Source organism: Sporolactobacillus shoreicorticis (assembly GCF_024125445.1).
In the GTDB taxonomy this organism is placed as follows: Bacteria; Bacillota; Bacilli; order Bacillales; family Sporolactobacillaceae; genus Sporolactobacillus; species Sporolactobacillus shoreicorticis.
Map to the genome: position 1 here is coordinate 20,694 of NZ_JAMXWM010000008.1, position 21,769 is coordinate 42,462.

Sequence of the window (21,769 nt, forward strand, 5' to 3'; positions counted from 1 at the left end):
AATTCGCAAAACGAAGGGGCAGATTTTTTATGATACCGGAAGCAAAACTTGTACCATTCCCGAGCAAACCTAATTCCAATCACCCGATAAGCGCTCTGTGGAAACAACATGGTGAGCTTATTGCCGCACTTAGCGGCGGTGGCTTGACGCTGATTGCCTTTTTGCTTGAGCTCGCGAATCATCCGCGCGCCTGGCTTCTCTATCCGGCTGCCTATCTGATCGGCGGTTATTTTAAAACAAAGCAGGGAATATCGGACACAATTCGAACACGTGAATTAAACGTTGAACTATTAATGATTACTGCTGCGATCGGTGCCGCCTGTATCAACCATTGGCTCGAAGGCGCTGTATTAATTTTTATCTTTGCGCTCAGCGGCGCTTTGGAGACGTATTCCACAGCCAAGAGTACTCATGCGCTTTCTGCACTCATGAACTTGCAGCCTGAAGTTGCGCGTCTTGTCGCAAGTGGCCGTGAAACGATGATTTCAGTGAAGCAGATTACCCCCGGCGATATCATTCTTGTTAAGCCCGGAGAACGAATTCCCGCCGACGCTGTCATCACTGATGGTGAAACAACAGTTAATGAAGCGACAATGACTGGAGAATCCGTACCGGTTTTTAAAAAATCTGGTGCTGAATTGATGGCCGGTACCATGAATTTGGACGGCAGTGTCTTCGCGCGCGTCACGAAGCGATGCAACGACTCCTTATTCAGTAAAATCTTGGATCTTGTACAATCAGCTCAAAAGGAAAAAGCTCCGACTCAGTTGTTTATTGAACGTTTTGAACGCATCTATGTTAAAGTCGTTCTGATCGTCACCGCGCTGATGCTCTTTGCGCCACATGTTCTCTTAGGCTGGTCGTGGAGCGAAACCATCTACCGAGCGATGGTTCTGCTCGTCGTTGCTTCGCCTTGCGCATTGGTCGCTTCGACAACACCGGCCGTTCTTTCAGCCGTTGCCTCAGGTGCCAGGCACGGCATACTGATTAAAGGCGGCATTCATTTGGAGCAGCTTGCTATGATTAAACTCATTGCTTTTGATAAAACTGGAACGATTACAAACGGCGCTCCTGAGGTCACCGATTTTATAAATAACAGCACACTGACTGATTCGATTCTGCTCAGACGTATTGCCGCAATCGAAAATCAATCGTCGCATCCGCTTGGTAAAGCGCTTGTCGCTTATACCCAAAAAATCTGCGGTCATGTACCCTTACCCAAAGTTGGTAAAATCAAAGTCAAACCGGGCTTTGGTATCATCGGCTGCGCGGAAAATACTGAATACATGATTGGAAAAGAAGCAATGATGGATGCAGCTGCCCTAAAAGAATTCCTGCAAAAAAATAATCTCCCCCGTTCAACTAATGGCGAAACGCTGGTTTACGCCGCTTCAGAGGGAAAAATAATCGGCCGCTTTTCTTTAAAAGATCGCGTCAGAGATTCAGCCGCAGAGGCAATCCGCTCACTTAATAAGTACGGAATTAAAACGGTGATGATTACTGGCGACAATCAGCAAACTGCAGCTGCAGTGCAGAGAGAGTCCGGAATCAGCGGTTATATAGCCAACTGTCTGCCTGAGAACAAAGCCATTGAGATAAAACGATTAAATAAAAAATACGGTCATGTGGCCATGTGCGGCGATGGAATTAATGACACACCTGCCCTCGTGCAGGCTTCAGTCGGGATTGCCATGGGAGCAGGAAACGACGCGGCTCTTGAAACCGCGGATATTGTTCTCATGAAAAATGATCTGACAAAAATAGCAGAAGCGGTGCGATTGTCGAAAAAAATGAGTCGAATTGTAAAAATGAATATTATTTTTGCCATGGCAATGATTGTCTTTCTGATCGCCACCAACTTTTTACAGTTTCTAACCATGCCCTTCGGTGTCGTTGGACATGAAGGAAGCACTATTCTGGTTATTCTTAATGGGCTCCGGCTTTTGCGCGGATAATTTTCTGACACATAGATCATTATCATCACATGGCCAGAGAAAAACGAGCGCTAATCAATGCGCTCGTTCTTTTCCGGTTTCGTCAGTTCATGAATAACCGCATTGATTTGACCGCCGATAATGATTGTAATTGCAGTCAGATAAAACCAAAGCATGAGAACAATAATTCCTCCAAGTGTACCGTACGTGGACGCATAATTCCCGAAATAACGGACATAGAAGGAAAAACCATAAGAAACAACTTGCCAGCTGACTCCGGCGATCACCGCACCGATCAGCACTTGATCCATTTTCAGTTTCATATTCGGCCCGAGACGGTAGAGAAAGGCGAAAATAATGATAATGACGCAGAACGTGACCAGCGTACTGATAACCGACCACATATCGGCAAACGTATGGGAAAGACCGATATGACTGAATAGAGTTCTTGCGAGCCCCGCAGAAATAACGTTGACTGCGAGGGTCATCGCAATGGCAAAGATCATCGCTACGGTAAAACACATGGCAAGCAGCCGGATGAGGAAAAAGGAACGCGTTTCTTCAACTCGGTAAGCACGATTCAATGTACGCATGAGTGCATTAACCGCGCTTGAAGCAGGCCAAAGCGTGGCAATAACACCGACTGAAAGCAATCCGCCGCGTTTCGTAAATACGCTGTCTAAGTTTTGATGGATCAGAGACAGTACCTCTTTAGGAAGATAGGCACCAAAGAGAGAAAACAGCTGATCCTGATTAAGACCTAAATACGGTATGATGGCAAACAAAAAAATAAACAGCGGAAAAAGCGACAACAAAAAATAGTACGCCAATGTTGCCGCTAAATCCGCCGTATGATCAGCAATAAAACGTCTACCCAGAAGTTTGGCGAAGAGAAAAATATCTCTGAGCTTCACTTTTCCCACTTTTCCCCATCCCCCGGTCTCTCTGTCCTTAAAGGAACTCGGTTTACGAATGCCGTTTTGGACGCGTATTCATTCCGGCTTTGCTTTTCTGGCCGTTTTGATGAAACGAGTTATTCTGGTCTTTCAGCATCGTACCCGGATTTGGTACAGATGTCTCATTTTCCAGTCTCTGCAGCGCATCTGCCTCATTATCAATCAGCACAGGTTCTTGGTAATTGGCAATGTTTTTCCCGGATTGCTTGATTTTACCAGCCATCTCGGCAAGCTCATTTCCAACTTCCATTACATACTGATAGGTGTCGCTCGTACTCGTTCTCGCCTTCTCCACACGGTCGATCATTTGCTGGAAGTCGTCGGAAACTTCCCGTGCCAGGCCTTTAAGGCGTGTACCTGTTACCTGCATGTATTTGCCGACTTGATCCGGATGCTGATAAATGGCCCGAATCAGATTGCTTCCGCCAGTCGCCGCAGTCGATAGATGATGACCCCAGACCGATCGTGTCTCGCGGCTCATCAGTGACAAACCGCAGCCGACCAAGCCGCCGATCAGCATGAATTTGCCCATTTGGCTTTTGCCATAAACACTCATCAGATTCTGCCCCCTCAAAGTAGGTAACCCTTAAAAGGATCACGTGAATAGTCTGCACACACCTGTTCATTAATATGAGGGGCATTGCTTATTGGCCGCTGCTAAATAGTGGGGCTCATCTGATTTGCCGGGCAAGCTCTTTAATTAACTGATCTGTTCCCCGATCAATCAGCTCGTATACTTCATCAAAGCGGCCGGTATAATAAGGATCCGGAACGTCCGGATGCGGCTGATCATGGAGCAACGTCATAAATCGGCTCACCTTAGCTCTGTTTCGTGCATCAGTCATTTGAATCAGATCACGCTCATTATTTCGATCCATTGCAATGATTCGGTCAAATCGTTGAAAATCGCTTGCGTTTATTTGTCTTGCTTTCATTTGATCAAAGGGAATAGCCGCTGCCGCCAGCTGCTTTTGTGTTCCGCGATGCGGCGGATCACCGATATGCCAACTGCCGGTTCCCGCAGAATCGACCGCAATTTTCCCAGACAATCCTGCTTTGTTTACCTTCATTCGTAGTACGGCCTCAGCCATTGGCGAGCGGCAAATATTGCCAAGACAAACAAAAAGCACACGCATCGTTATTCGCTCCTTAATGGATTTCTATGTACATCATATCAATAAATCAGGAAACCACAAAATTTGAGAGCAAAGCATTATGCTACAATGGGTGCAGTACGAGAAAGAGGGGAAAAGAATGGATGAATTGAATCAAAAGTGGGAGCTTGACTCCATTATTAAAGGCAGCTCATTCTCCACCTTTTTAGATGATCTTCAGCAGGCCATCCGTTCGTTTAAAAACGAATTGGAGGCAAGAACTGCTCCATATACAGTTCAAGATGCCGAAGCATTCACTACGGTGATCAATAACTATGAGACGTTGTGCAAACAATTCAATGAAGGTTCTGCTTATGCAGAATGTTTAACTGCGCAAAATATTAAAGATGCGGATGCAGCTCTGGCAAATAATCGGATGCAAAGACTTGGCGCTGAATTAGGAGCCTCCGGCAGCCTTCTGGAAAATTTACTGCGCCAAACTTCAGACAGTAATTTTAACGGACTTGTTGAAAATAAAAGCTTAAAGGAAAGGCAATTTGCACTCCGTGAGAAACGCGAGCTCTCTCGGAAGAAATTAGGATACGATCAAGAACAGCTGATCAGCAGTCTTGCCGTTGACGGATACCACGGATGGGAAAATCTCTATTACAGTCTGATTGGGAAAATAGAAATTAAACTCAACCTTGATGGGAAAGAAAAAACAATGTCTGTCAGCCAAGCAAACAATCTGCTGGATGACCCTGACCGCTCCGTAAGGCAAACAGCATTTAACGCATTGGAATCTGCTTGGTCTGAACATGCCGATCTTTTCGCAGCCGCGTTAAATCATATTGCAGGATTCCGGATTGCCGTTTATAGAGCACGCGGCTGGGATTCCGTTCTTGATGAACCGCTCGACTACAATCGAATGCAGGCACAAACATTGACAACCATGTGGTCAGCCGTTGATCGTTATAAGCCGAAGCTTGCACAATTCATGCAACGTAAAGCCGAATTGTTTAAACTTAAGAAGCTGTCATGGTTTGATCTTAACGCACCACTTAATAAAAGCAACGAAACATTGACCTATGAGGATGCGGCTGATTTCATTATCAAACATTTTGGTTCGTTCAATCCGAACATGGCATCGTTTGCAAAAAAAGCCATGGAAAACCGCTGGGTCGAAGCGGAAAATCGAGCAAATAAGCGTCCCGGCGGCTTTTGCACGAACTTTCCAATCGCTAAACAGTCGCGCATCTTCATGACATTCAGTGGAACCGCCTCAAACCGCTTGACGCTCGCACATGAATTAGGGCACGCCTACCATCAATCCTTAATGAATGGGCTGCCCTATTTATCACAGAACTATGCGATGAACGTTGCAGAAACCGCTTCAACCTTTTCCGAAATGATCATTAGTGACGCGGAGCGGGCAACTGCCAAAACAAAAGAGGAAAGAATAGCATTCTTATCCGATAAATTAGAGCGCTGCGTCGCACTGCTCATGAATATCCATGCCCGATTTTTATTTGAAACACGATTCTATGATGAACGCAAACAAGGAACAGTCTCAGTCGATCGTTTGAATCAGCTGATGAGCGATGCGGAGCGTGAAGCCTATCACGATACATTAGAGGTTTACCATCCGAGCTTTTGGGCGTCCAAACTCCACTTTTATATCACCAACTGGCCGTTTTATAATTTTCCATACACCTTTGGCTTCCTATTCAGCACCGGAATCTATGTGCGAGCGCTCCAAGAAGGTCCTTCCTTTGTGGAAAAATATGATGCGCTTTTACGTGATACCGGACGAATGACAACAGAACAGCTCGCTGAGCGTCATCTTGGTGTTGATCTAATGAGACCGGACTTCTGGATATCTGCTTTGGATTACCTGGTTCGCGATGTTGATGAGTTTCTGGAACTGACAAAATAAAGTGTTTACCGCCATGCCGATGAATGGCGGTTCTGCTATTCAATACTGATTATCAGTTAAGCTTAATCCGCTCGTCGCTGTTAGCATTGATGATGGAGAGAGTTACAGTTAGTACATCTTCATATAAGAATTGCATCACTTAATGATTCCCCAATCTTTTTGTATTTCAGTTATAATGTTCTATATATATTGAGACGGAACGATATGAGAGGAGATTGTGGTCATTGATAGATAAAGATCAGCTCATCCATCGAATTCGTACGGCCTCGAAAAAGGAACCGGCGGATTTAGTGATAAAGAATGGCAAGGTTATTGATGTGTTCAGCGGCAAACTGCTGGAAACAGATGTCGCAATCACAGACGGAATGATTATTGGACTCGGCAGCTATGAGGGCAAAGAAACGCTCGATGCAAAGGGAAAATATGTCAGTCCGGCACTCATCGATGCTCATGTGCATATTGAGTCGTCACTGCTGACGCCTGGTGCATTTTCCGATGTTCTTGCCGCCCATGGTGTCACGGCTGCGCTCACCGATCCGCATGAAATTGCCAATGTACTCGGTGCAACCGGAATTCGATTCATGCTGGAACGGGCCAAGGAAAGCAGCATCGATCTGTACTTCATGCTGCCTTCTTCAGTACCGGCAACCTCATTTGAGCATAACGGGGCGACGCTCGAAGCTGCCGATCTTGAACCGCTTTTTCAGTATGACCGCGTGATCGGCCTTGCCGAAGTCATGGATTTTCCTGCTGTGTTGAACGCCGCTCCTAAGATGGTCGAGAAACTCACGATGACGCAAAAACACAGCTGGCGCATCGACGGTCACGCCGCGGGTCTGAACGCGCAGGACGTGAATGTGTATAAAGCCGCCGGCATACGTACGGACCATGAGTGCGTCAACGTCGATGAGGCCAAAGATCGGCTCACGCGCGGACTTTACGTAATGATCCGCCAAGGTACGGTCGCCAAGGACCTGCCGCAGCTGATCTCACTGGTCAACGAAACGAACAGCCGCCGGTTTCTTTTCTGCACGGATGACAAGTATCCGGACGATCTGATTCACGAAGGCAGTGTCGATCACAACGTGCGCCTTGCGATCGAACACGGAGTCGATCCGATCACCTGCATTAAAATGGCTTCATTGAACGCTGCAGAATGCTATGGATTCCGGGAAAAAGGCGCCGTCGCTCCAGGATATGAGGCCAATTTTCTGCTGCTTGACGACTTGGAGCATTTCTCCGTTCAACAGGTTTATGCACATGGAAGGCTGGTCGCTGAAAACGGACGTGCCGTACAGCAGCATACAAATTCTTCCATTAGCGCTGACACTCATCCATTGACCTGGCCGGAACTGACAACGAAACAATTTGCGATCCCGCTTGGCTCCGACCAAAAGGCTCATATTATTGAAATTGTCCCGAACAGTCTTGTGACGCGTGATCGGATTGAGAAAGTGCCAGCCACAAACGGCTGTTTCTCCTTCTCGCCGGACAGCGACTATTTGAAGTTAGCCGTTATTGAGCGGCACAATGGGCTCGGCACAATCGGTTTGGCAGTTGTCAAGGGATTTGAAATAAAATCCGGCGCCATGGCAACGACCGTTGCTCATGATTCACACAACCTGGTTGTCGCCGGATGCAGCGATGCGGACATGATCTTCGCCGCGGAACGACTGAGGCAAATAGACGGAGGAATGGTCGTCGTTAATGACGGAGAAGTTCTTGCCGAACTCGCACTGCCGATCGCTGGATTAATGACCGACGCGCCGGCAGAAAAAACGGCTCAAAAATTGAACCAGTTGAGAGCGGCGGCAACTTCTCTTGGCGTTTCCAAATCATTCAACCCATTTTTGACACTTTCATTTCTCAGTCTTCCTGTTATTCCGGATCTGAAGCTTACGGATACGGGAATGTGATGTACGCGCGTTTCATCACATTCCCGTATTCGCGAAATAACAGATCATCGTTTCCTATGAGGAGGATTTTTCTTGATTGATTTACCGGAAGCTTTTACTAATAAAATGAGTGCGCTTATGGAACCGGATGAATCGCACGCCTTTTTTGAAACCTATCATCACAGTCGGGCGTTAGGCTTGCGCGTCAACCCATTAAAAATAAGTTTGAATCGGCTCGCGAAATGCACACCATTTCAACTGGAACCCATCCCATTTTGCCCGGATGGTTTTTACTATAAAAAAGAATCGGATGCACCGGGAAAGCATCCCTTTCACCAAGCAGGACTTTACTACATTCAAGAACCAAGTGCCATGTTTGTCGCCCAAGCACTCAACCCGCAACCGGGAGAGCGCGTGCTTGATTTATGTGCCGCTCCGGGCGGCAAATCGACACAGCTGGCGGGAATGATGGACAATACGGGCCTGTTGATTTCAAATGAACCTTATCCAAAAAGAGCACGAATACTTTCTGAGAACATTGAACGGATGGGCATTGTCAACACCGTTGTCACAAATGAAATGCCCGAGCGTTTAGTTCATTATTTCCCGGGCTATTTTGACAAAATTCTTATTGATGCACCGTGTTCCGGTGAAGGAATGTTTCGAAAAGATCCGGAAGCCATGCAGTATTGGAGCCCGCAGCATGTGAAGGATTGTGCAAACTTGCAGGCGCAAATTTTAGAACAAGCATATGCTATGCTGCGTTCTGACGGCATTCTTGTCTATTCAACCTGCACCTTTTCGCCCGAAGAGGATGAACAAATGATTGACGCCTTTCTTGAAAAGCATCCGGATCTTGAACTATTGCCCATCGAGAAAATTGCAGGTGTTGCTAATGGGCGGCCAGAGTGGACGGACACAAAACGAGATGAACTAACCCGAGCAGCTCGATTGTGGCCGCATAAGCTGCGCGGTGAAGGCCATTTTGCCGCAAAGCTGCGCAAGCGAGGGGATGCTCCGACACGCACACAATCGACTGTGTCATCTGTTAAAGAGAACATGTTAAAAGATTACCGAGTATTTGAAAACAGCAGCCTAACAAAGAAATTAACCGGATCTTTCCATTTTATCGGCAATCAGCTCTTCTTGCTTCCGGATGGCTGTCCAAGTCTGGATAAGCTGAAAATCGTTCGCGCCGGCCTCCATTTAGGCGAACAGAAGAAAAACCGTTTTGAACCGAATCACGCGCTTGCACTTGCGTTAAGCGCCGAATCGTTTCAAAATCAAATTCCGTTAACCGTTTCTAGCAACGAATGGGATCACTACTTACGCGGTGAGACATTGCCGTTAAATGACAACCGAAAGGGTTGGACGGTTGTGACGATTGATGGATTTCCACTAGGCTGGGGAAAGGCGGCTGCGGGCACTTTGAAGAATTTTTACCCAAAAGGCTTGCGCCGCAGAGGATTGAAATAACCATTCAATAAGGGAGCTGAAAGATTTGTCTGTCTTAAAGACCGGAGATACGGTTGGCATGATTTCGTGTTCCGATGGAATGAGTCATGGTGACCACGATGCCTTAAACAAAATAGAACAGCAATTGAACCAGCTTGATCTGAAAGTAGTGATTGCGAAAACAATCTACCGAAGTGCACATTCGCCATTCAGTGGAACGCCTCAAAAACGCGCTTCCGAGCTTCTTCGCCTGTTTCGTGATCCGGAAATCAAAGCTGTATTTGATCTATCTGGGGGCGATAGTGCAAACCAGATTCTTCCTTTTCTTGATTATGATGCCATTCGTGAAACTGCTGTCCCGTTTGTCGGCATCAGCGATTTATCGGTTATCAATAACGCCATTTATGCCCGTACGGGGCGGCCGTCCTATCATTACCGGATTAAAAATCTTGCCGGCCGTTTTGCAGATGCCCAGCGCCCAATCTTTGAACAAAGTTTTTTGAACGATAAATCTGTTCCAACCTTTCACTTGCGGTGGCTGCGCGGTGAGCAGATGTCCGGAACTGTTATCGGCGGCAACATTCGCTGCTTTTTGAAGCTTGCCGGCACGCCTTTTCTTCCTGACCCTGCCGGTAAAATTATTTTTCTTGAAGCACTCGGCGGAGGTCCTGCTCGAATGGCTTCACTTCTTGCTCAGCTCGATCAACTATCTTTTTTCGCCAAATGCTCGGGCATCCTGCTTGGTACTTTCTCGGAAATGCAGGCCAAGGCAGCGGAACCGGCAATTGAACAGCTCGTACTCGAGATAACCAAGCGCTACCACTTGCCGATCGCCAAAACCGAACAGCTCGGTCATGGTGAAGATGCTCATTGCCTGCCGATTGGCCTGCCAATAACTTTGGCTAATATAAACCAATAGATTAATTGACTGAATACGGAAAATCACTGAAACAGGAGATAGTTGCTACAAGCTGCAAAATACTGACTGCACAGAACAATCAGCCTGTCTTTATCTGATGTGCCGCATCTTCCTTACGTTCACTCACAAACTTTGCCCGATTGCGGGTTTTCACTGATGAAAACGTTAATATTTTTTTTTTGCGAGCGATCCGTACCTACAGATAGACCGGTGCGCATTGGGCTGTCCGAGAATAATCCTATTTGTGAAAAAAACAGCCCTATTTCCGATCAGTATCCCAAACGGATAATCATCGGATTTAGAGACTGTCAAGAAAAACAAAAAAGAGCCGCTTGTTCCTGAACCCAGGCACAAAACGTTTTCTTGTACAGGTCTTCAAGACCTGCACCTGTCATAATAAATCAAATGGATAAAAAATGGAAGAATATCTATTGATTTGTTAATTTTTCATTAATTCTAATTTTTGCTGGCTCTAACCAGAGATGACGGCTGCCATTAATTATGTTCTGCATTCTGCTCATCTAAAAACTCCTGAAGTTCATTCACCATGACCTCGCCTGAATCGTACAGAACCGTACAAATAAACTCGGGGATATCAAGGTCATTCATTTCATAGGTTCGCCCGGTATTGACACTGGCGCACGCATCTTCAATCACACGCACTTTAAATCCATGCTCAAATGCCGCTGCCGAATTGAAGAAAATACAATATTCCGCATTGAATCCGCACAGCACCACTTCATCGACACCTGCTTGCTGCAGCTTTTCTTTTAGATCGGTGTGGTAAAATGCGCTGGGCAGACATTTTTCAATCGGCGCGGTGACATAAGAAGCCAGCCTGCCGTAGATTTTACTGCCGGGCGTACCATCCTGTATGAGGCTTTGTGGATTATCTTCTTTATGACGAATGAAAAAAATCGGCTCCTCGTTGTTTTTGAATTGCTTTATCAGGAATTCAATGCGATCGATAACCTTGTCGAAATTCCCTGAATCAACAAATCCTTGCTGTACATCAATGACCAGCAGTGCACGCATTTTTCTGCCCTCTTCTTTATATTATTTTTTATCTTTCTGAACGCAGAACGATTTTTCTCAGTTTCATTTTTTCAAAGATTACATTAGAATAGAAAATGAAAACGTTTTATATTCTATCAATTCTGGAAAGGGGTGTTCACGCATGACTTTGCTGCATCATGATATCACATTCTGCAATTTTGACAACTCATATAAATCACAGCCGCGGCTGCTTGCGGCAGCGCCGCATCATTGGATTGATTTCACTCAGCTTCGTGGTACGCATTTATATTGCTCGCCTGAAGCATTTACACATATCAGTGACAAGTTGAGCACTGTACCGGACAAAGGTTTGACCTTTTGGGGCAGCGGAAACTATCATTATGCCACATTGGCCATGTTAAAGAATATCCATCGTCCCTTTTCTCTTGTCCTCTTTGATCATCACACGGATCTTCAGGAAGGAAGCATCGGCTCCATGCTCTCATGCGGTTCCTGGGTTCGCCACGCGATTTCTCAGCTTGCAAACCTCCGGGGAATCGCCATCATCGGTCCCGAGTCAAACAAAGCGTTGATCGACCTGGTATCCGAACGTTGCCGGGCAGTGCTCTTCCCGGAAGAGCGCTTTCCTACATCGGAGGAACTGTTGAGCGTTCTCCCAACAAAGCATATTTATGTCAGTATCGACAAGGATCTTCTGTCCGAAAACGATGCGAAAACAAATTGGGATCAGGGAACAATTTCCCTAGACAAAATCGTCCCGATTCTTGACCATTTAATTGAAGAAAAATATGTCGAAGGGCTCGATGTCTGCGGCGAGTGGCCGGTTCGTCCTCATCAACAGTTAAATCAGCAAACGCGAACTTGGATCAGCAGGAACGAACGCAGCAATCAACGTATTGCCCGCGCCTTTATGCGCCAAGCGCGCCGCCGCGCAACACAATCAAAGCATGCGATTTAACCGAGAATTCACTGAATCATTACATAACTTGGTTTAATTATGGTGGTTAAAATAATGTAAGCCTTAAGAGAATTTATAAGTATGCTTTAAGTTGAAATACCAAAAAGCCATGTCCTATTGGTGAGACACGACTTTTTGATTTCTGTATATCGTTTAATTATATTTCCTTAGCATTTTTTATATAATTTTTAATTAAAGATGCAAATACATACCGAGTTAGTATAAATAAAAATAAAAACAGCACCCTACTTTCAGTTGAACCAATCATAAATAAAATTGATAAAGTTATTGTTATCAATGAATTTAATAATACTAAAGCCTTTACTTTTAACACTCTTGAAGAATTTATTTTTTCAAGATTATTCAGTGAGGCTTCAGTTAGAGCTAAAATTGCATTAGATCCAAAGTTATCCCTATATAGATGTATTAGCCCAATAACTTGTAAAATTATTATAATGCTAAAGACCGTATATACAACAAAATTAACTACAAAACTCATAATGCACCTCTCTAAATTTAGATTTCGATACTACATTATTAACTATATGTGAGCGTAAGTACTGAATGACTCAAATGTACTGACAGCTAAATTAAGCATACATATTATTAATTTATTTGTCCAATTTACATAAATGTTCAAAATACATTTCTAGGTGAAAAGAAAAAGATTCCTCATGTTTCAAGAGGAACCTGTATTACTTTAATTAACAGTTAGCATCATCTAGCAGTAATAGTTGCTGGAACATATAGAACACAATTTAAATTGACACCTTTTCCCTTATCAACTCTATGCATAGCCCAAAATACAAGAGTTCCATACAAACTGATAGGACCTAACCATTTTGAAGCTAACGTTAAACCTTTTTTCTTTAAAAACTTTTTCAGAGTGGTTCCTACACCTACTGTACCCGATATACTAGAAAAATCATAGAGATCATTCACTGCCTTATGAGAAAATTGCAGTTGTGCTCCCCACCAAGTGTAAACAATATTAATGTAAAAACTTGATTTTTTCGCTAGTGCAGTAAACTTCCCCTGTGAATTTGATGTACTTTCGGAGACAGTTTGGATGAAGGTATTTTCTTTTTGAATGGTATTTTTTGTTGGTATTAATTTATTGTTTTCAGATATAAGCTTAGTTACTTCTGAAATTTCATTTTGCGTCAGTACTGAACTTGCATTTTTATTGAGATTAAATTTCCCATCAACGATTGTAATAAAAGGATTTGCCTTTTGGATTAATTCGCTTGATATTCCCTGATCAGTTACATTCGAAACAGTTGAAGAATCAAGTGGTGGTTTTGTCGTTGCAGCATGCGCTGGAACTGAAAGTGTAGTAACAGACAAGACTAATACTAGCGCCGAAATAATAAATCTTTTAAACTTCACCGAACTTATGCATCTCATATAATCACTCCCTATAATTTATATGAAAACAATAGCATAACTTATACCGCACTAACCCGCACATTTCATGAGTGATCCCGCGTTTTTTCATGCGGTATCACGCACTATTCCGCATAAAAATTCCCAATATTCATAGGTCATAGTATCCATATGATTTTTATTTGTCATTGTTCGACAAGAAACACTCGTTTAAATGACCTATAAAGTTGCCATTAAAAAAAATCGTTCATTCATAAATTAGTCACATTTAAACAATTAACTATGTACACTTGGATACCCTAACGGTAAATTCTTATGTTATTTCTATAATTTGATCTTGAATAGGTCCAATAGTCCACGTGATTGCGTCTTTGTTTTTTGAGCTGTCGAGCTGTTCAGTAGTGCCAGTCTGAACTTTAGTTGATCAGCCATTCCGTATGAGTAACTTTTTTCCACGGTCAAAATCTAATTTTCCAACCGCCGGCGGCAGCTGCAGCACGTCACTCAGTAAACCGTCAACCATTTCCCATATTTTTTATTCGCTTACACGTTCCTTTCACCCAAAGAAAAACCGCCGCTTCCCCGAAATATCGGAGAAACAGCGGCTCATGATTTTCCGGCCTTAAGCGAGAACCTTCAAGCTTTCGCGGTTAAAGGCGGGAAGGTCATCAGGGGTCCTGCTTGTCACAAGATTGTGGCAAACGACAACTTCCTCATCTTTGTACTGCGCGCCGGCATTCTTCAAATCAACCGCAATTGATTTGTACCCGGTAATATTGCGGTCTTTAACGGCTTCAGCTGTAATCAGCAGCTGCGGGCCGTGGCAGATCGCGAAAACACCTTTATTTTCGTCCATAAACGCCTTCGTGAATGCGACAAAACGATCATCGTCGCGCAGATTATCCGGTGAATAGCCTCCGGCGATCAATAAGGCATCAAAATCGCTTGGCTTAACTTCATCAATTGAAGCATTTGCCGTAACCTTGGCACCATGTTTGCCGGTGATCACTTCACCTTTTGATTTCCCAATAACAGTGACTGTGTGACCTGCTTCCTCATACGCTTTTGCCGGTTCCGTAAATTCAATGTCTTCAAAATCATTTGCAAGTACTGCTGCAATTTTCTTTGCCATGTAAAAATCCCCCTCACTATCCTTTGGAATGACCTGTCCGAAGATGCAGTGGGAAACAGGCAATTCCGTGTTCACCGCTTTTATTATAGGTAATATGAGATGATTCATTCAAGCATTCTGCTTATAACTTAGTATTTCCGATAGGCATACGGCGATTTCGGCTTTTCAACCTGCTTCCATTTGCTCACCTTAATGACCGGAATGGTCTGTTTAAACGGTTGATAATAGGTCTCGGTGAGCGTTCCCTCAGCACGCATCCATGTGTCATCCTTATAATCAACAGAATGCGGAAATTGGACCATCAAACCGAAAACCCCGGCATCGGCGATACAATGAATGATGCCGAAGCGAAAGAGAAATAATTGATTCTTTTCTAATGAATCCCCATGATAGACGAATCCCATAATGGAAATTTTCTTATTTGAAAAATTACCAGGATAATTGTAAACTGCTTCAAGCGCACGAAGATAGTTGTCATCATCGAGATACAAACTGTCCGGTTTGCTGTATTTCTCCATATCCGATTTCAGCATCTTTTTGTAGGTGCTGCTCTCGTAATATTGACTCGTGTCCGGTTTCAGGATCTGGTGATTGGCATACTGATCTTTATCGTTGTCAATTTCCGCAAAGTGAAAGCCCTTTGCGCGGACAATCGTTGAATCCAATGTCGCGATCGGCAAAAACAAGCCTGTAATCAGCGGAAAGATGACTAAAGCATAGGTCAGTCCTTTTTTCCACCATGTATTGTTCTCATGACTGTGGTCGTGACCAAAGATCTTTTTTTCCACATCGGCATGGTTCTTGTTTCCTTCGACATTCCATTTCACTAATTGATAAACAGCCATGAAACCAATAATAAAAATCATTGAAAAAGACAGGTAGCCATAGCGCATATTAATGTATTTACTAATGTCCCCCGTAAGATGCAGATGCAGAAACAGATAGGCGAATCCGAACAAAATTAAAAAGCGAATCATGGCAGCCCCTCCTAAATGAGCAGCGCGCCGGCAAGCACACAGATAAAAATCAGCGTGATCAGCACAGCAACGAATTTCTTTTTAAATGTCGAGAGCATCATGATCAAGTTCTTAATATCAACCATTGCGCCGAAAACCAGGAATGCAGTCAGCGGTCCCGGCGGAAAGGTGCTTCGGAATGATGAAGCAACAAAAGCATCTGCCTCAGAGCACAGCGACATAATAAAAGCAAGAATCATCATCACGAGGATGGCTGTAAAGGGTGTATTGGCAAGTGTTAGCAAAATACTTTGTTTAATAAACGTTTGCATCGCTGCAGCAATAAAGGCACCGAATACAAGATATTTGCCAACAGAAAAGAATTCGTCGATGGCATGATCCATTGTGCCTTTGAATTTTTCCATGAACGTCATCTTTTCTGAAACTGCCGCCTCATCATAGTGATGATGGTACCGTTCAATTTTTTTATCCACATAGTCTCTTAATTGGTTTTCAGGGAATAAATAAGAAACAAGAATTCCCACGGCGATAGATACCGCGATGGCGAGACCAGCTCGATAGAACACCATCTGCCAGCTGCTTCCGAAGGCGATATACGTCGCAAACAGCACCACCGGGTTAATGATCGGCCCGGCGAGCATGAACGCAATTGCCGCATGCAGCGGAACCTTTTTCTTCACCAGCCGCTCCGTGATTGGCACAATCCCGCATTCGCAAGCAGGGAAAAGAGAGCCCATGCATGTGCCGAATACCACTGAACCTACCCTGTTCTTCGGAACAACACGTGCCAGGAAAGAATCGGTAACGAACATTTGAATGATTGCTGAAATAAACACCCCAATAATAATGAAAGGCACAGCTTCAATGATAATACTGATAAAAATCGTATTCAATTGAAGAAATGAATGGCTGAACACTAAGATCACTCCGTTCAAAGAAACTGATAAAGGGAGAGCAAAAAGTTGGCAATGAATTTATGTCATTCGTTCACGCAAATCCTACTAAAAACTTCTCCTAGTCTACCACTGCAATTCCATGGTGACAAAAATATGTTTTATTTTGTAAGATTTAAACCAGCATTGATTGCAAAAAATAAAATATGTTAATAAATTATATTGTTCGTTACAATTTATTGGCTCATTCGTGAAAAGTCTAGGCTTTTCACGAATGAGCCTTCTGAAAGTTTCATCAAACAAACAGCAAATGAGCCAATAAACAACATTGCGGCTTAACATCACCAAAAAATAAAAAAAATCCTTGAAATTGACGTAACGTCAAGGTGTAGAGTAGTTGTCAGGAGGGGTTCCATGAGCTATACAATCAAACAACTGAGTCAATTGGCAGGAGTAAGCGGACGTACGCTGCGTTTCTATGACAAAATCGATTTACTGAAACCGGAATCCATCAATGCCTCCGGATACCGTATTTACGGGCCAAAACAAGTAGATCGTCTGCAGCAGATTCTCTTTTTTCGTGAATTAAAATTCAGTCTTAAAGAGATCAAAGACATTTTATCCGCGACTGATTTTAATCTAGTGGAAGCCCTGACTGAGCAGCACAAGAAACTATCTGAGGAGAAGGAGCGTCTTGATCAATTGATCGCGACGGTTGAAAAAACGCTTGCTTCACAAAAAGGAGAGACCTTTATGACTGATCAAGAAAAATTTGCTGGCTTTAAAAAGAAGATGCTCGATCAGAATGAACAAACCTATGGCAAAGAGATCCGTGAAAAATACGGAGATGAGGCAGTGAAACAATTCAATCAACAATTTGCCAATATGGGTAAAGAAGACTATGAAGCAACAGTCGTTATTCAAAAGGCCATGTTCAAGAATCTGAAAAAAGCACTCGAACGGAACGATCCGGCAAGCAGCTATGCCCAGAAAGCAGCAGATCTTCACCGACAATGGCTCAGCTACTTTTGGCCAAAGGGGACCTATTCCAAAAAGGCCCACGCAGGACTTGCCCAAATGTATGTCGATGACCCGCGTTTTGCAAAATATTACGAAAAAAACGTTGCTGAAGGCGCAGCAAAAATGCTTCGTGATGCCGTACGCATCTACACTTCGCAATCATGATTGAAACGAGAAAGGAATCGAACACCCAAGCAAGGTGATCGATTCCTTTTCTTTATTTATTCGCAAATTTTTTAATCGGAGAAATCCTGTGTAAAAAAGACCCAGCCATCCGAACCGCCTTCCTTTTGTCCATAGACGACCCCGACACCGATATACTTATACTGAGGTTTTAAGATATTCGCCCGGTGTTTCGGCGAGTTCATCCAGCCGTCCATCGTCGCCTGGGCACTCCAAATCTGATCCCACCCAAAATAATTTATATCGCCTTTAGCATAAGCCACATTCTGCCCGGCTACCGTATTTCGTGAAAAGTTCATCATGCCGTGACTCATGGCGCCATGACTGAACTGCTGCTGACTCCATTGTCGGGCGAAACTTTGAAGCCCCGGCTTTACCTGAAGGGCTTGCAGCCCGTTCCGCGCACGAACATTATTTACGAGCGAGACAATCTGCTGCTCCACCGATGCATTATACTGACCTGAAGCAGTGGCCTGTGTCTTTGGTGCGGCAGCTTTAACCGGCGCTTTTTTTGCAACTGTCTTTTTTACAGCAGTCTTATGTACCGTTGTTTTCTTAACTGCTTTCTTCACCTTTTTTTTAACTGCTTTTTTCTTGACCGACTTCTTTGCTTTCTTTACCGCTTTTTTCTTAACACTTTTTTTTATACTTTTCTTAACTGTAGGCTTTTTCGCCTTTTTCTTTACATGTTTCTTAACCGTTTTTGCTTCAACACCGCTTGCAATCGACTCTCTCTGTTGAGCTGCCGGTTGCGATTGTTTCGTAGATTCGGCGGCAGATTTTGAATGATCTGCGTTTGTTATGGAAACGAGAGTCAGGGACAGAAAGATGATCAATAAACCTGCTAAAGTATGCTTAAATAAACGCATAATAAAAAATCTCCTCTCATTTACGTTTGATAATCAAATACGGCGGCCCAGCCATCCTAGCGATTATTCGCTTTAGATCCGTGACTTTGCGTCACTACTTTTCAGTAGTTTTGCCCTTTAGAAAGCAGATTTCTTTCTAAAGTATTCAGTTAATTTAACAATACAATATCTATTTTTTTAATAATAGATTTGTACTAGATTTGTCACTAAAATTATCGGCAATTAACTTAATAATGTTAAATGCTCCTGTTACTTTCTGGCTGAACGGCGTGAAAAACGAAGCTTTTCACGAATGCACAAATGATCTAAAGCAGTGACAGACAGCATAAATTTTTTTTAAGAGAAGTACCTAAGCATATTGTTATTATCAAAATATTCCGGGTGTTATACTGGTTGGTAAATTATTAGGAGGGAGTCATGATGCAGAAATGGATTCAAGTGGCCGGAATTGCCCCGATCCTGATTCTTTCCGCCTGCGGAAGCAATTCGACCTTTAACGATCATTCGGCAGACAAAACTCAAAAGCCGTCAGTATCTGGGCAGCATCAATCGCAGAGACAGAACGGCTTCGTCAAAGTGAAAACATATCTGTTTAAGGATGATGGTACGATTCCAAACAATCCTTATTTTCAAGTTTTAATTTATCCCGGTGTCTTTAAAGGAAGAGGCGGACAGATTGTGAACACATTCAAGAAAAACAATTGGGGAAATAATTGGGTCGACGGTGTTTTTCCTTATCATCATTTTCACAGTACGTCTCATGAAGTACTCGGAGTCATTTCAGGGCACGCGACATTAAAAATCGGCGAAGAAAAAGGTAAGGAACTCAAGGTATCGGCCGGTAATGTGCTTGTTCTTCCAGCGGGAACAGGGCACAAACGGCTTTCGGCAAGCAATGACTTTTCAATCGCCGGCGGATACCCGAACGGGCAAGATTACGACACACAAACAAAAGAAACGCCCGCATTTAAGAAAAATATCAGCAAAGTAGGAAAACCGGCACAGGACCCTGTATATGGAGATCGGGGATCGCTTCTTACAATCTGGAGGAACAAATAAACTTTTCAGAAGAAATGAAGCCGATTGAAAAGACGCGAACGATAGCTCTGAAAAGCGGATGTATGCGCAATCGAACGTTTTTCCATCAATTGACTGAATTTTAATTGTTTATAGCGCAGCTGCTTAGTCAAACGGTCACGTTCCTTATCATCCTCGCAGCACTGAAGCAGGTCATTGAGCGTGACCATATCCTTTTTAATTTGCAGTTCTTCAGGAAGCATACCTGCATTCTTCAGCACTTTGTATCCGGCACGCAGATCCTTCGGTACTGCCGACAGATCTTCCAGTACAAGCGGCTTTCCTTTTCCCGGAAGGTGATCGAATGCACCTGATTTTAAACCTTCCTGAATTTTTTCTTCAGCCATGATTTCGATAATGCCCATAGTGAACACGCCCCTTTTTAGGTATTCTGTGTCTTACTTTGATGATCAGACTCGGAAAAAAGCAACGATAACGATTTTTTTGCCGGACCGTCGAGCACTTCTCCATTGGCTTTGAAGCGCGAGCCGTGGCAGGGGCAATCCCATGTCCGCTCGTCTTGATTCCAGTTTACTTCGCAGCCCATGTGCGGGCAAGTCGCATCGACTACAGTTAAATTCCCGTCCTTGTCGCGATACGCACCCACTTTGCGCCCATGAAGTGAAGCGACTATCCCGCAATCCCGCTGCAAGTGACCGTCAAGCGGTTCGGGCTTGCTGAGCTTTCCTTTGATCAGCTGCCCGGCGGTTTTCATATTTTCAACGAGGAAGCTGGCAAGCATGGGTGCTGCTTCAAATCGGGAAGGGCTGAACAGTTCAGCATACGGATTTGCACGTTCCAAAACCAAATCAGTCATAAGCTGGGCAGCTAGCGTACCTGTAGTCATGCCCCATTTATGAAAACCTGCAGCAACCAAAACACGCGGATTATTCTTTGCAAGTCTTCCTATATAAGGAACCTGATCCAAGGTCGTGAAATCTTGAGCAGACCAGTGCGCTGCCGCCTTATGCAAACCAAAATGTGTGTATGCAAAATCAGCTAAGTGCTGGTAATGAGCGTCAATCGATTCACCGCGCCCTGTTTTGTGATTTTCACCACCGATTAAAAGGTAGTTCTTGTGATTAAGTCGTAAGCCGCGAATGGAACGCTTCGGAGTCCCCGCACTAATGTACATTCCTTCAGGAGGATCGCCGGCTGTCTTGCAGGCAATCAAGTAGGAGCGTTCCGGAAACATACGCGAAAAATAAAAACGGTTATCGTAAAAAGGAAAATGGGAACAGATCAGCACATGCTGACATCGAATTCTGAACCCTTGCTGAGTTATTACAAACGATTCCGATTTCTGATCTTGCACGTCTGTTGCTAATGTTTTCTCAAAAATCGACACGTTCATTTTCACAAGATCCGCGAGCAATTCGTGCAGATACATCAGCGGATGAAATTGCGCCTGTCCGGGCATGATGAGCGCGTTTTTTATTTCTATGGGCAGATCAATTGAATGCGTTATTGATCCCAAAATTCCAAGCCGTTCGTATGCTTCCTTTTCTTTCTCAACTTGTTTTTCTTCCTGCTCAGTTGTCGCGTAAACGACTGCTGGCTGAATTTCATAATTGCATTGAAGATCCTGATCATTCACGTGCTTTCCGATCCAGTGAAGCGCCTCTTTATTGGCCTGATAATAAAGAGCGGCCTTTTCCTCGCCAATTGAGTGAATGAGACGATCATAAATCAAGCCATGCTGTGCCGTAATTTTCGCAGTCGTATTGCCGCTCGTACCTCCGGAAATGCGGTCGGCATCGATCAACATGACCGAAACACCGCTTTTTGCAAGCATATACGCTGCTGTAATTCCCGTAATACCTGCACCGACAATCAGCGTGTTTGTTATCTTATTTTCTTTCAATGGGCTGAATGCTGGCAGATGAACCGTATCCCGCCACAAAGATGAGGTGCCGTCTGAAAAGTTTATGTTCTGCTGCTCCATGCGGATTATCTACCCTTCGCTCTTTCTGCTGACTATCTCAATTCTTCAAAGGACAGTGTTTCCCAAACGCAAAAAAATATGCACTATAGGCTATAAATAAAAAGCGATTCGCCGAGTGAGACT

General features: G+C 44.0%; 20 protein-coding genes and 1 riboswitch. Of the genes, 8 read left to right on the forward strand and 12 right to left on the reverse strand.

Annotated elements, in window-relative coordinates:
- The first annotated feature begins 29 nt into the window (after window positions 1-29).
- Complete coding sequence (locus NIE88_RS08480; protein WP_253061146.1) at window positions 30-1,955, forward strand: heavy metal translocating P-type ATPase; 1,926 nt, start codon at window positions 30-32, stop codon at window positions 1,953-1,955.
- Window positions 1,956-2,005: 50 nt separating this feature from the next.
- On the opposite strand, the gene NIE88_RS08485 is transcribed toward NIE88_RS08480, so the two are convergent.
- The 3 genes from NIE88_RS08485 to NIE88_RS08495 all read right to left on the reverse strand — a co-directional run bounded on the left by NIE88_RS08485 (window position 2,006) and on the right by NIE88_RS08495 (window position 4,026).
- Window positions 2,006-2,857, reverse strand: a complete 852-nt coding sequence (locus NIE88_RS08485; RefSeq protein ID WP_253061148.1) for a YihY/virulence factor BrkB family protein — start codon at window positions 2,855-2,857, stop codon at window positions 2,006-2,008.
- 43 nt (window positions 2,858-2,900) lie between these two features.
- Window positions 2,901-3,446: a hypothetical protein gene (locus NIE88_RS08490; protein WP_253061150.1), complete on the reverse strand. Its 546-nt coding sequence runs from the start codon at window positions 3,444-3,446 to the stop codon at window positions 2,901-2,903.
- Between the two features lie 115 nt (window positions 3,447-3,561).
- Window positions 3,562-4,026 carry a low molecular weight protein-tyrosine-phosphatase gene (locus tag NIE88_RS08495; RefSeq protein WP_253061152.1) on the reverse strand — a complete coding sequence of 155 codons (465 nt, stop codon included), beginning with the start codon at window positions 4,024-4,026 and terminating at the stop codon, window positions 3,562-3,564.
- Between the two features lie 118 nt (window positions 4,027-4,144).
- Here NIE88_RS08495 and NIE88_RS08500 point away from each other — a divergent pair, with 118 nt between their 5' ends.
- From NIE88_RS08500 to NIE88_RS08515, 4 genes are all read left to right on the forward strand, one after another.
- Window positions 4,145-5,920 carry a M3 family oligoendopeptidase gene (locus NIE88_RS08500; protein ID WP_253061154.1) on the forward strand — a complete coding sequence of 592 codons (1,776 nt, stop codon included), beginning with the start codon at window positions 4,145-4,147 and terminating at the stop codon, window positions 5,918-5,920.
- Between the two features lie 224 nt (window positions 5,921-6,144).
- Complete coding sequence (gene ade, locus NIE88_RS08505; protein ID WP_309247027.1) at window positions 6,145-7,836, forward strand: adenine deaminase; 1,692 nt, start codon at window positions 6,145-6,147, stop codon at window positions 7,834-7,836.
- 75 nt (window positions 7,837-7,911) lie between these two features.
- Window positions 7,912-9,291 (forward strand): RsmF rRNA methyltransferase first C-terminal domain-containing protein, encoded by a 1,380-nt coding sequence (locus tag NIE88_RS08510; protein WP_253061370.1) that lies wholly within the window; start codon window positions 7,912-7,914, stop codon window positions 9,289-9,291.
- Window positions 9,292-9,316: 25 nt separating this feature from the next.
- Entirely contained in the window at window positions 9,317-10,189 is an 873-nt protein-coding gene (locus NIE88_RS08515) for a S66 family peptidase (RefSeq protein ID WP_253061156.1), read from the forward strand.
- Window positions 10,190-10,684: 495 nt separating this feature from the next.
- Here the strand turns inward: NIE88_RS08515 and NIE88_RS08520 are convergent, their stop codons facing one another.
- On the reverse strand, window positions 10,685-11,224 hold the full coding sequence (locus NIE88_RS08520; protein WP_253061158.1) for an isochorismatase family protein: 540 nt from the start codon (window positions 11,222-11,224) through the stop codon (window positions 10,685-10,687).
- Between the two features lie 142 nt (window positions 11,225-11,366).
- On the opposite strand from NIE88_RS08520, the gene NIE88_RS08525 reads away from it, so the two are divergent.
- Window positions 11,367-12,164 (forward strand): arginase family protein, encoded by a 798-nt coding sequence (locus NIE88_RS08525; protein ID WP_253061160.1) that lies wholly within the window; start codon window positions 11,367-11,369, stop codon window positions 12,162-12,164.
- Window positions 12,165-12,321: 157 nt separating this feature from the next.
- On the opposite strand, the gene NIE88_RS08530 is transcribed toward NIE88_RS08525, so the two are convergent.
- The 5 genes from NIE88_RS08530 to NIE88_RS08550 all read right to left on the reverse strand — a co-directional run bounded on the left by NIE88_RS08530 (window position 12,322) and on the right by NIE88_RS08550 (window position 16,576).
- Entirely contained in the window at window positions 12,322-12,663 is a 342-nt protein-coding gene (locus tag NIE88_RS08530; protein ID WP_253061162.1) for a hypothetical protein, read from the reverse strand.
- Between the two features lie 218 nt (window positions 12,664-12,881).
- Window positions 12,882-13,553 carry a cell surface protein gene (locus NIE88_RS08535; protein ID WP_253061164.1) on the reverse strand — a complete coding sequence of 224 codons (672 nt, stop codon included), beginning with the start codon at window positions 13,551-13,553 and terminating at the stop codon, window positions 12,882-12,884.
- A 619-nt stretch (window positions 13,554-14,172) separates the two neighbouring features.
- Window positions 14,173-14,682 carry a type 1 glutamine amidotransferase domain-containing protein gene (locus tag NIE88_RS08540; protein WP_253061166.1) on the reverse strand — a complete coding sequence of 170 codons (510 nt, stop codon included), beginning with the start codon at window positions 14,680-14,682 and terminating at the stop codon, window positions 14,173-14,175.
- Window positions 14,683-14,810: 128 nt separating this feature from the next.
- Window positions 14,811-15,659, reverse strand: a complete 849-nt coding sequence (locus NIE88_RS08545) for a TIGR03943 family putative permease subunit (protein ID WP_253061168.1) — start codon at window positions 15,657-15,659, stop codon at window positions 14,811-14,813.
- 11 nt (window positions 15,660-15,670) lie between these two features.
- Window positions 15,671-16,576 (reverse strand): permease, encoded by a 906-nt coding sequence (locus tag NIE88_RS08550; protein ID WP_253061170.1) that lies wholly within the window; start codon window positions 16,574-16,576, stop codon window positions 15,671-15,673.
- 390 nt (window positions 16,577-16,966) lie between these two features.
- Between NIE88_RS08550 and NIE88_RS08555 the strand changes: the two genes are divergently transcribed.
- The gene (locus tag NIE88_RS08555; RefSeq protein WP_253061172.1) at window positions 16,967-17,737 is read left to right on the forward strand and encodes a MerR family transcriptional regulator; all 771 of its coding nucleotides are present in this window, start codon (window positions 16,967-16,969) and stop codon (window positions 17,735-17,737) included.
- A 71-nt stretch (window positions 17,738-17,808) separates the two neighbouring features.
- On the opposite strand, the gene NIE88_RS08560 is transcribed toward NIE88_RS08555, so the two are convergent.
- Window positions 17,809-18,624 carry a CAP domain-containing protein gene (locus NIE88_RS08560; RefSeq protein WP_253061174.1) on the reverse strand — a complete coding sequence of 272 codons (816 nt, stop codon included), beginning with the start codon at window positions 18,622-18,624 and terminating at the stop codon, window positions 17,809-17,811.
- Window positions 18,625-18,662: 38 nt separating this feature from the next.
- A riboswitch (cyclic di-GMP riboswitch) is annotated at window positions 18,663-18,749 on the reverse strand.
- Window positions 18,750-19,044: 295 nt separating this feature from the next.
- Here NIE88_RS08560 and NIE88_RS08565 point away from each other — a divergent pair.
- Window positions 19,045-19,683, forward strand: a complete 639-nt coding sequence (locus NIE88_RS08565) for a cupin domain-containing protein (RefSeq protein ID WP_253061176.1) — start codon at window positions 19,045-19,047, stop codon at window positions 19,681-19,683.
- Between the two features lie 5 nt (window positions 19,684-19,688).
- Here the strand turns inward: NIE88_RS08565 and NIE88_RS08570 are convergent, their stop codons facing one another.
- Complete coding sequence (locus NIE88_RS08570; RefSeq protein ID WP_253061178.1) at window positions 19,689-20,066, reverse strand: DnaJ family domain-containing protein; 378 nt, start codon at window positions 20,064-20,066, stop codon at window positions 19,689-19,691.
- A gap of 17 nt (window positions 20,067-20,083) precedes the next feature.
- Window positions 20,084-21,646: an FAD-dependent oxidoreductase gene (locus tag NIE88_RS08575; protein ID WP_253061180.1), complete on the reverse strand. Its 1,563-nt coding sequence runs from the start codon at window positions 21,644-21,646 to the stop codon at window positions 20,084-20,086.
- Between the last annotated feature and the right edge of the window lie 123 nt (window positions 21,647-21,769).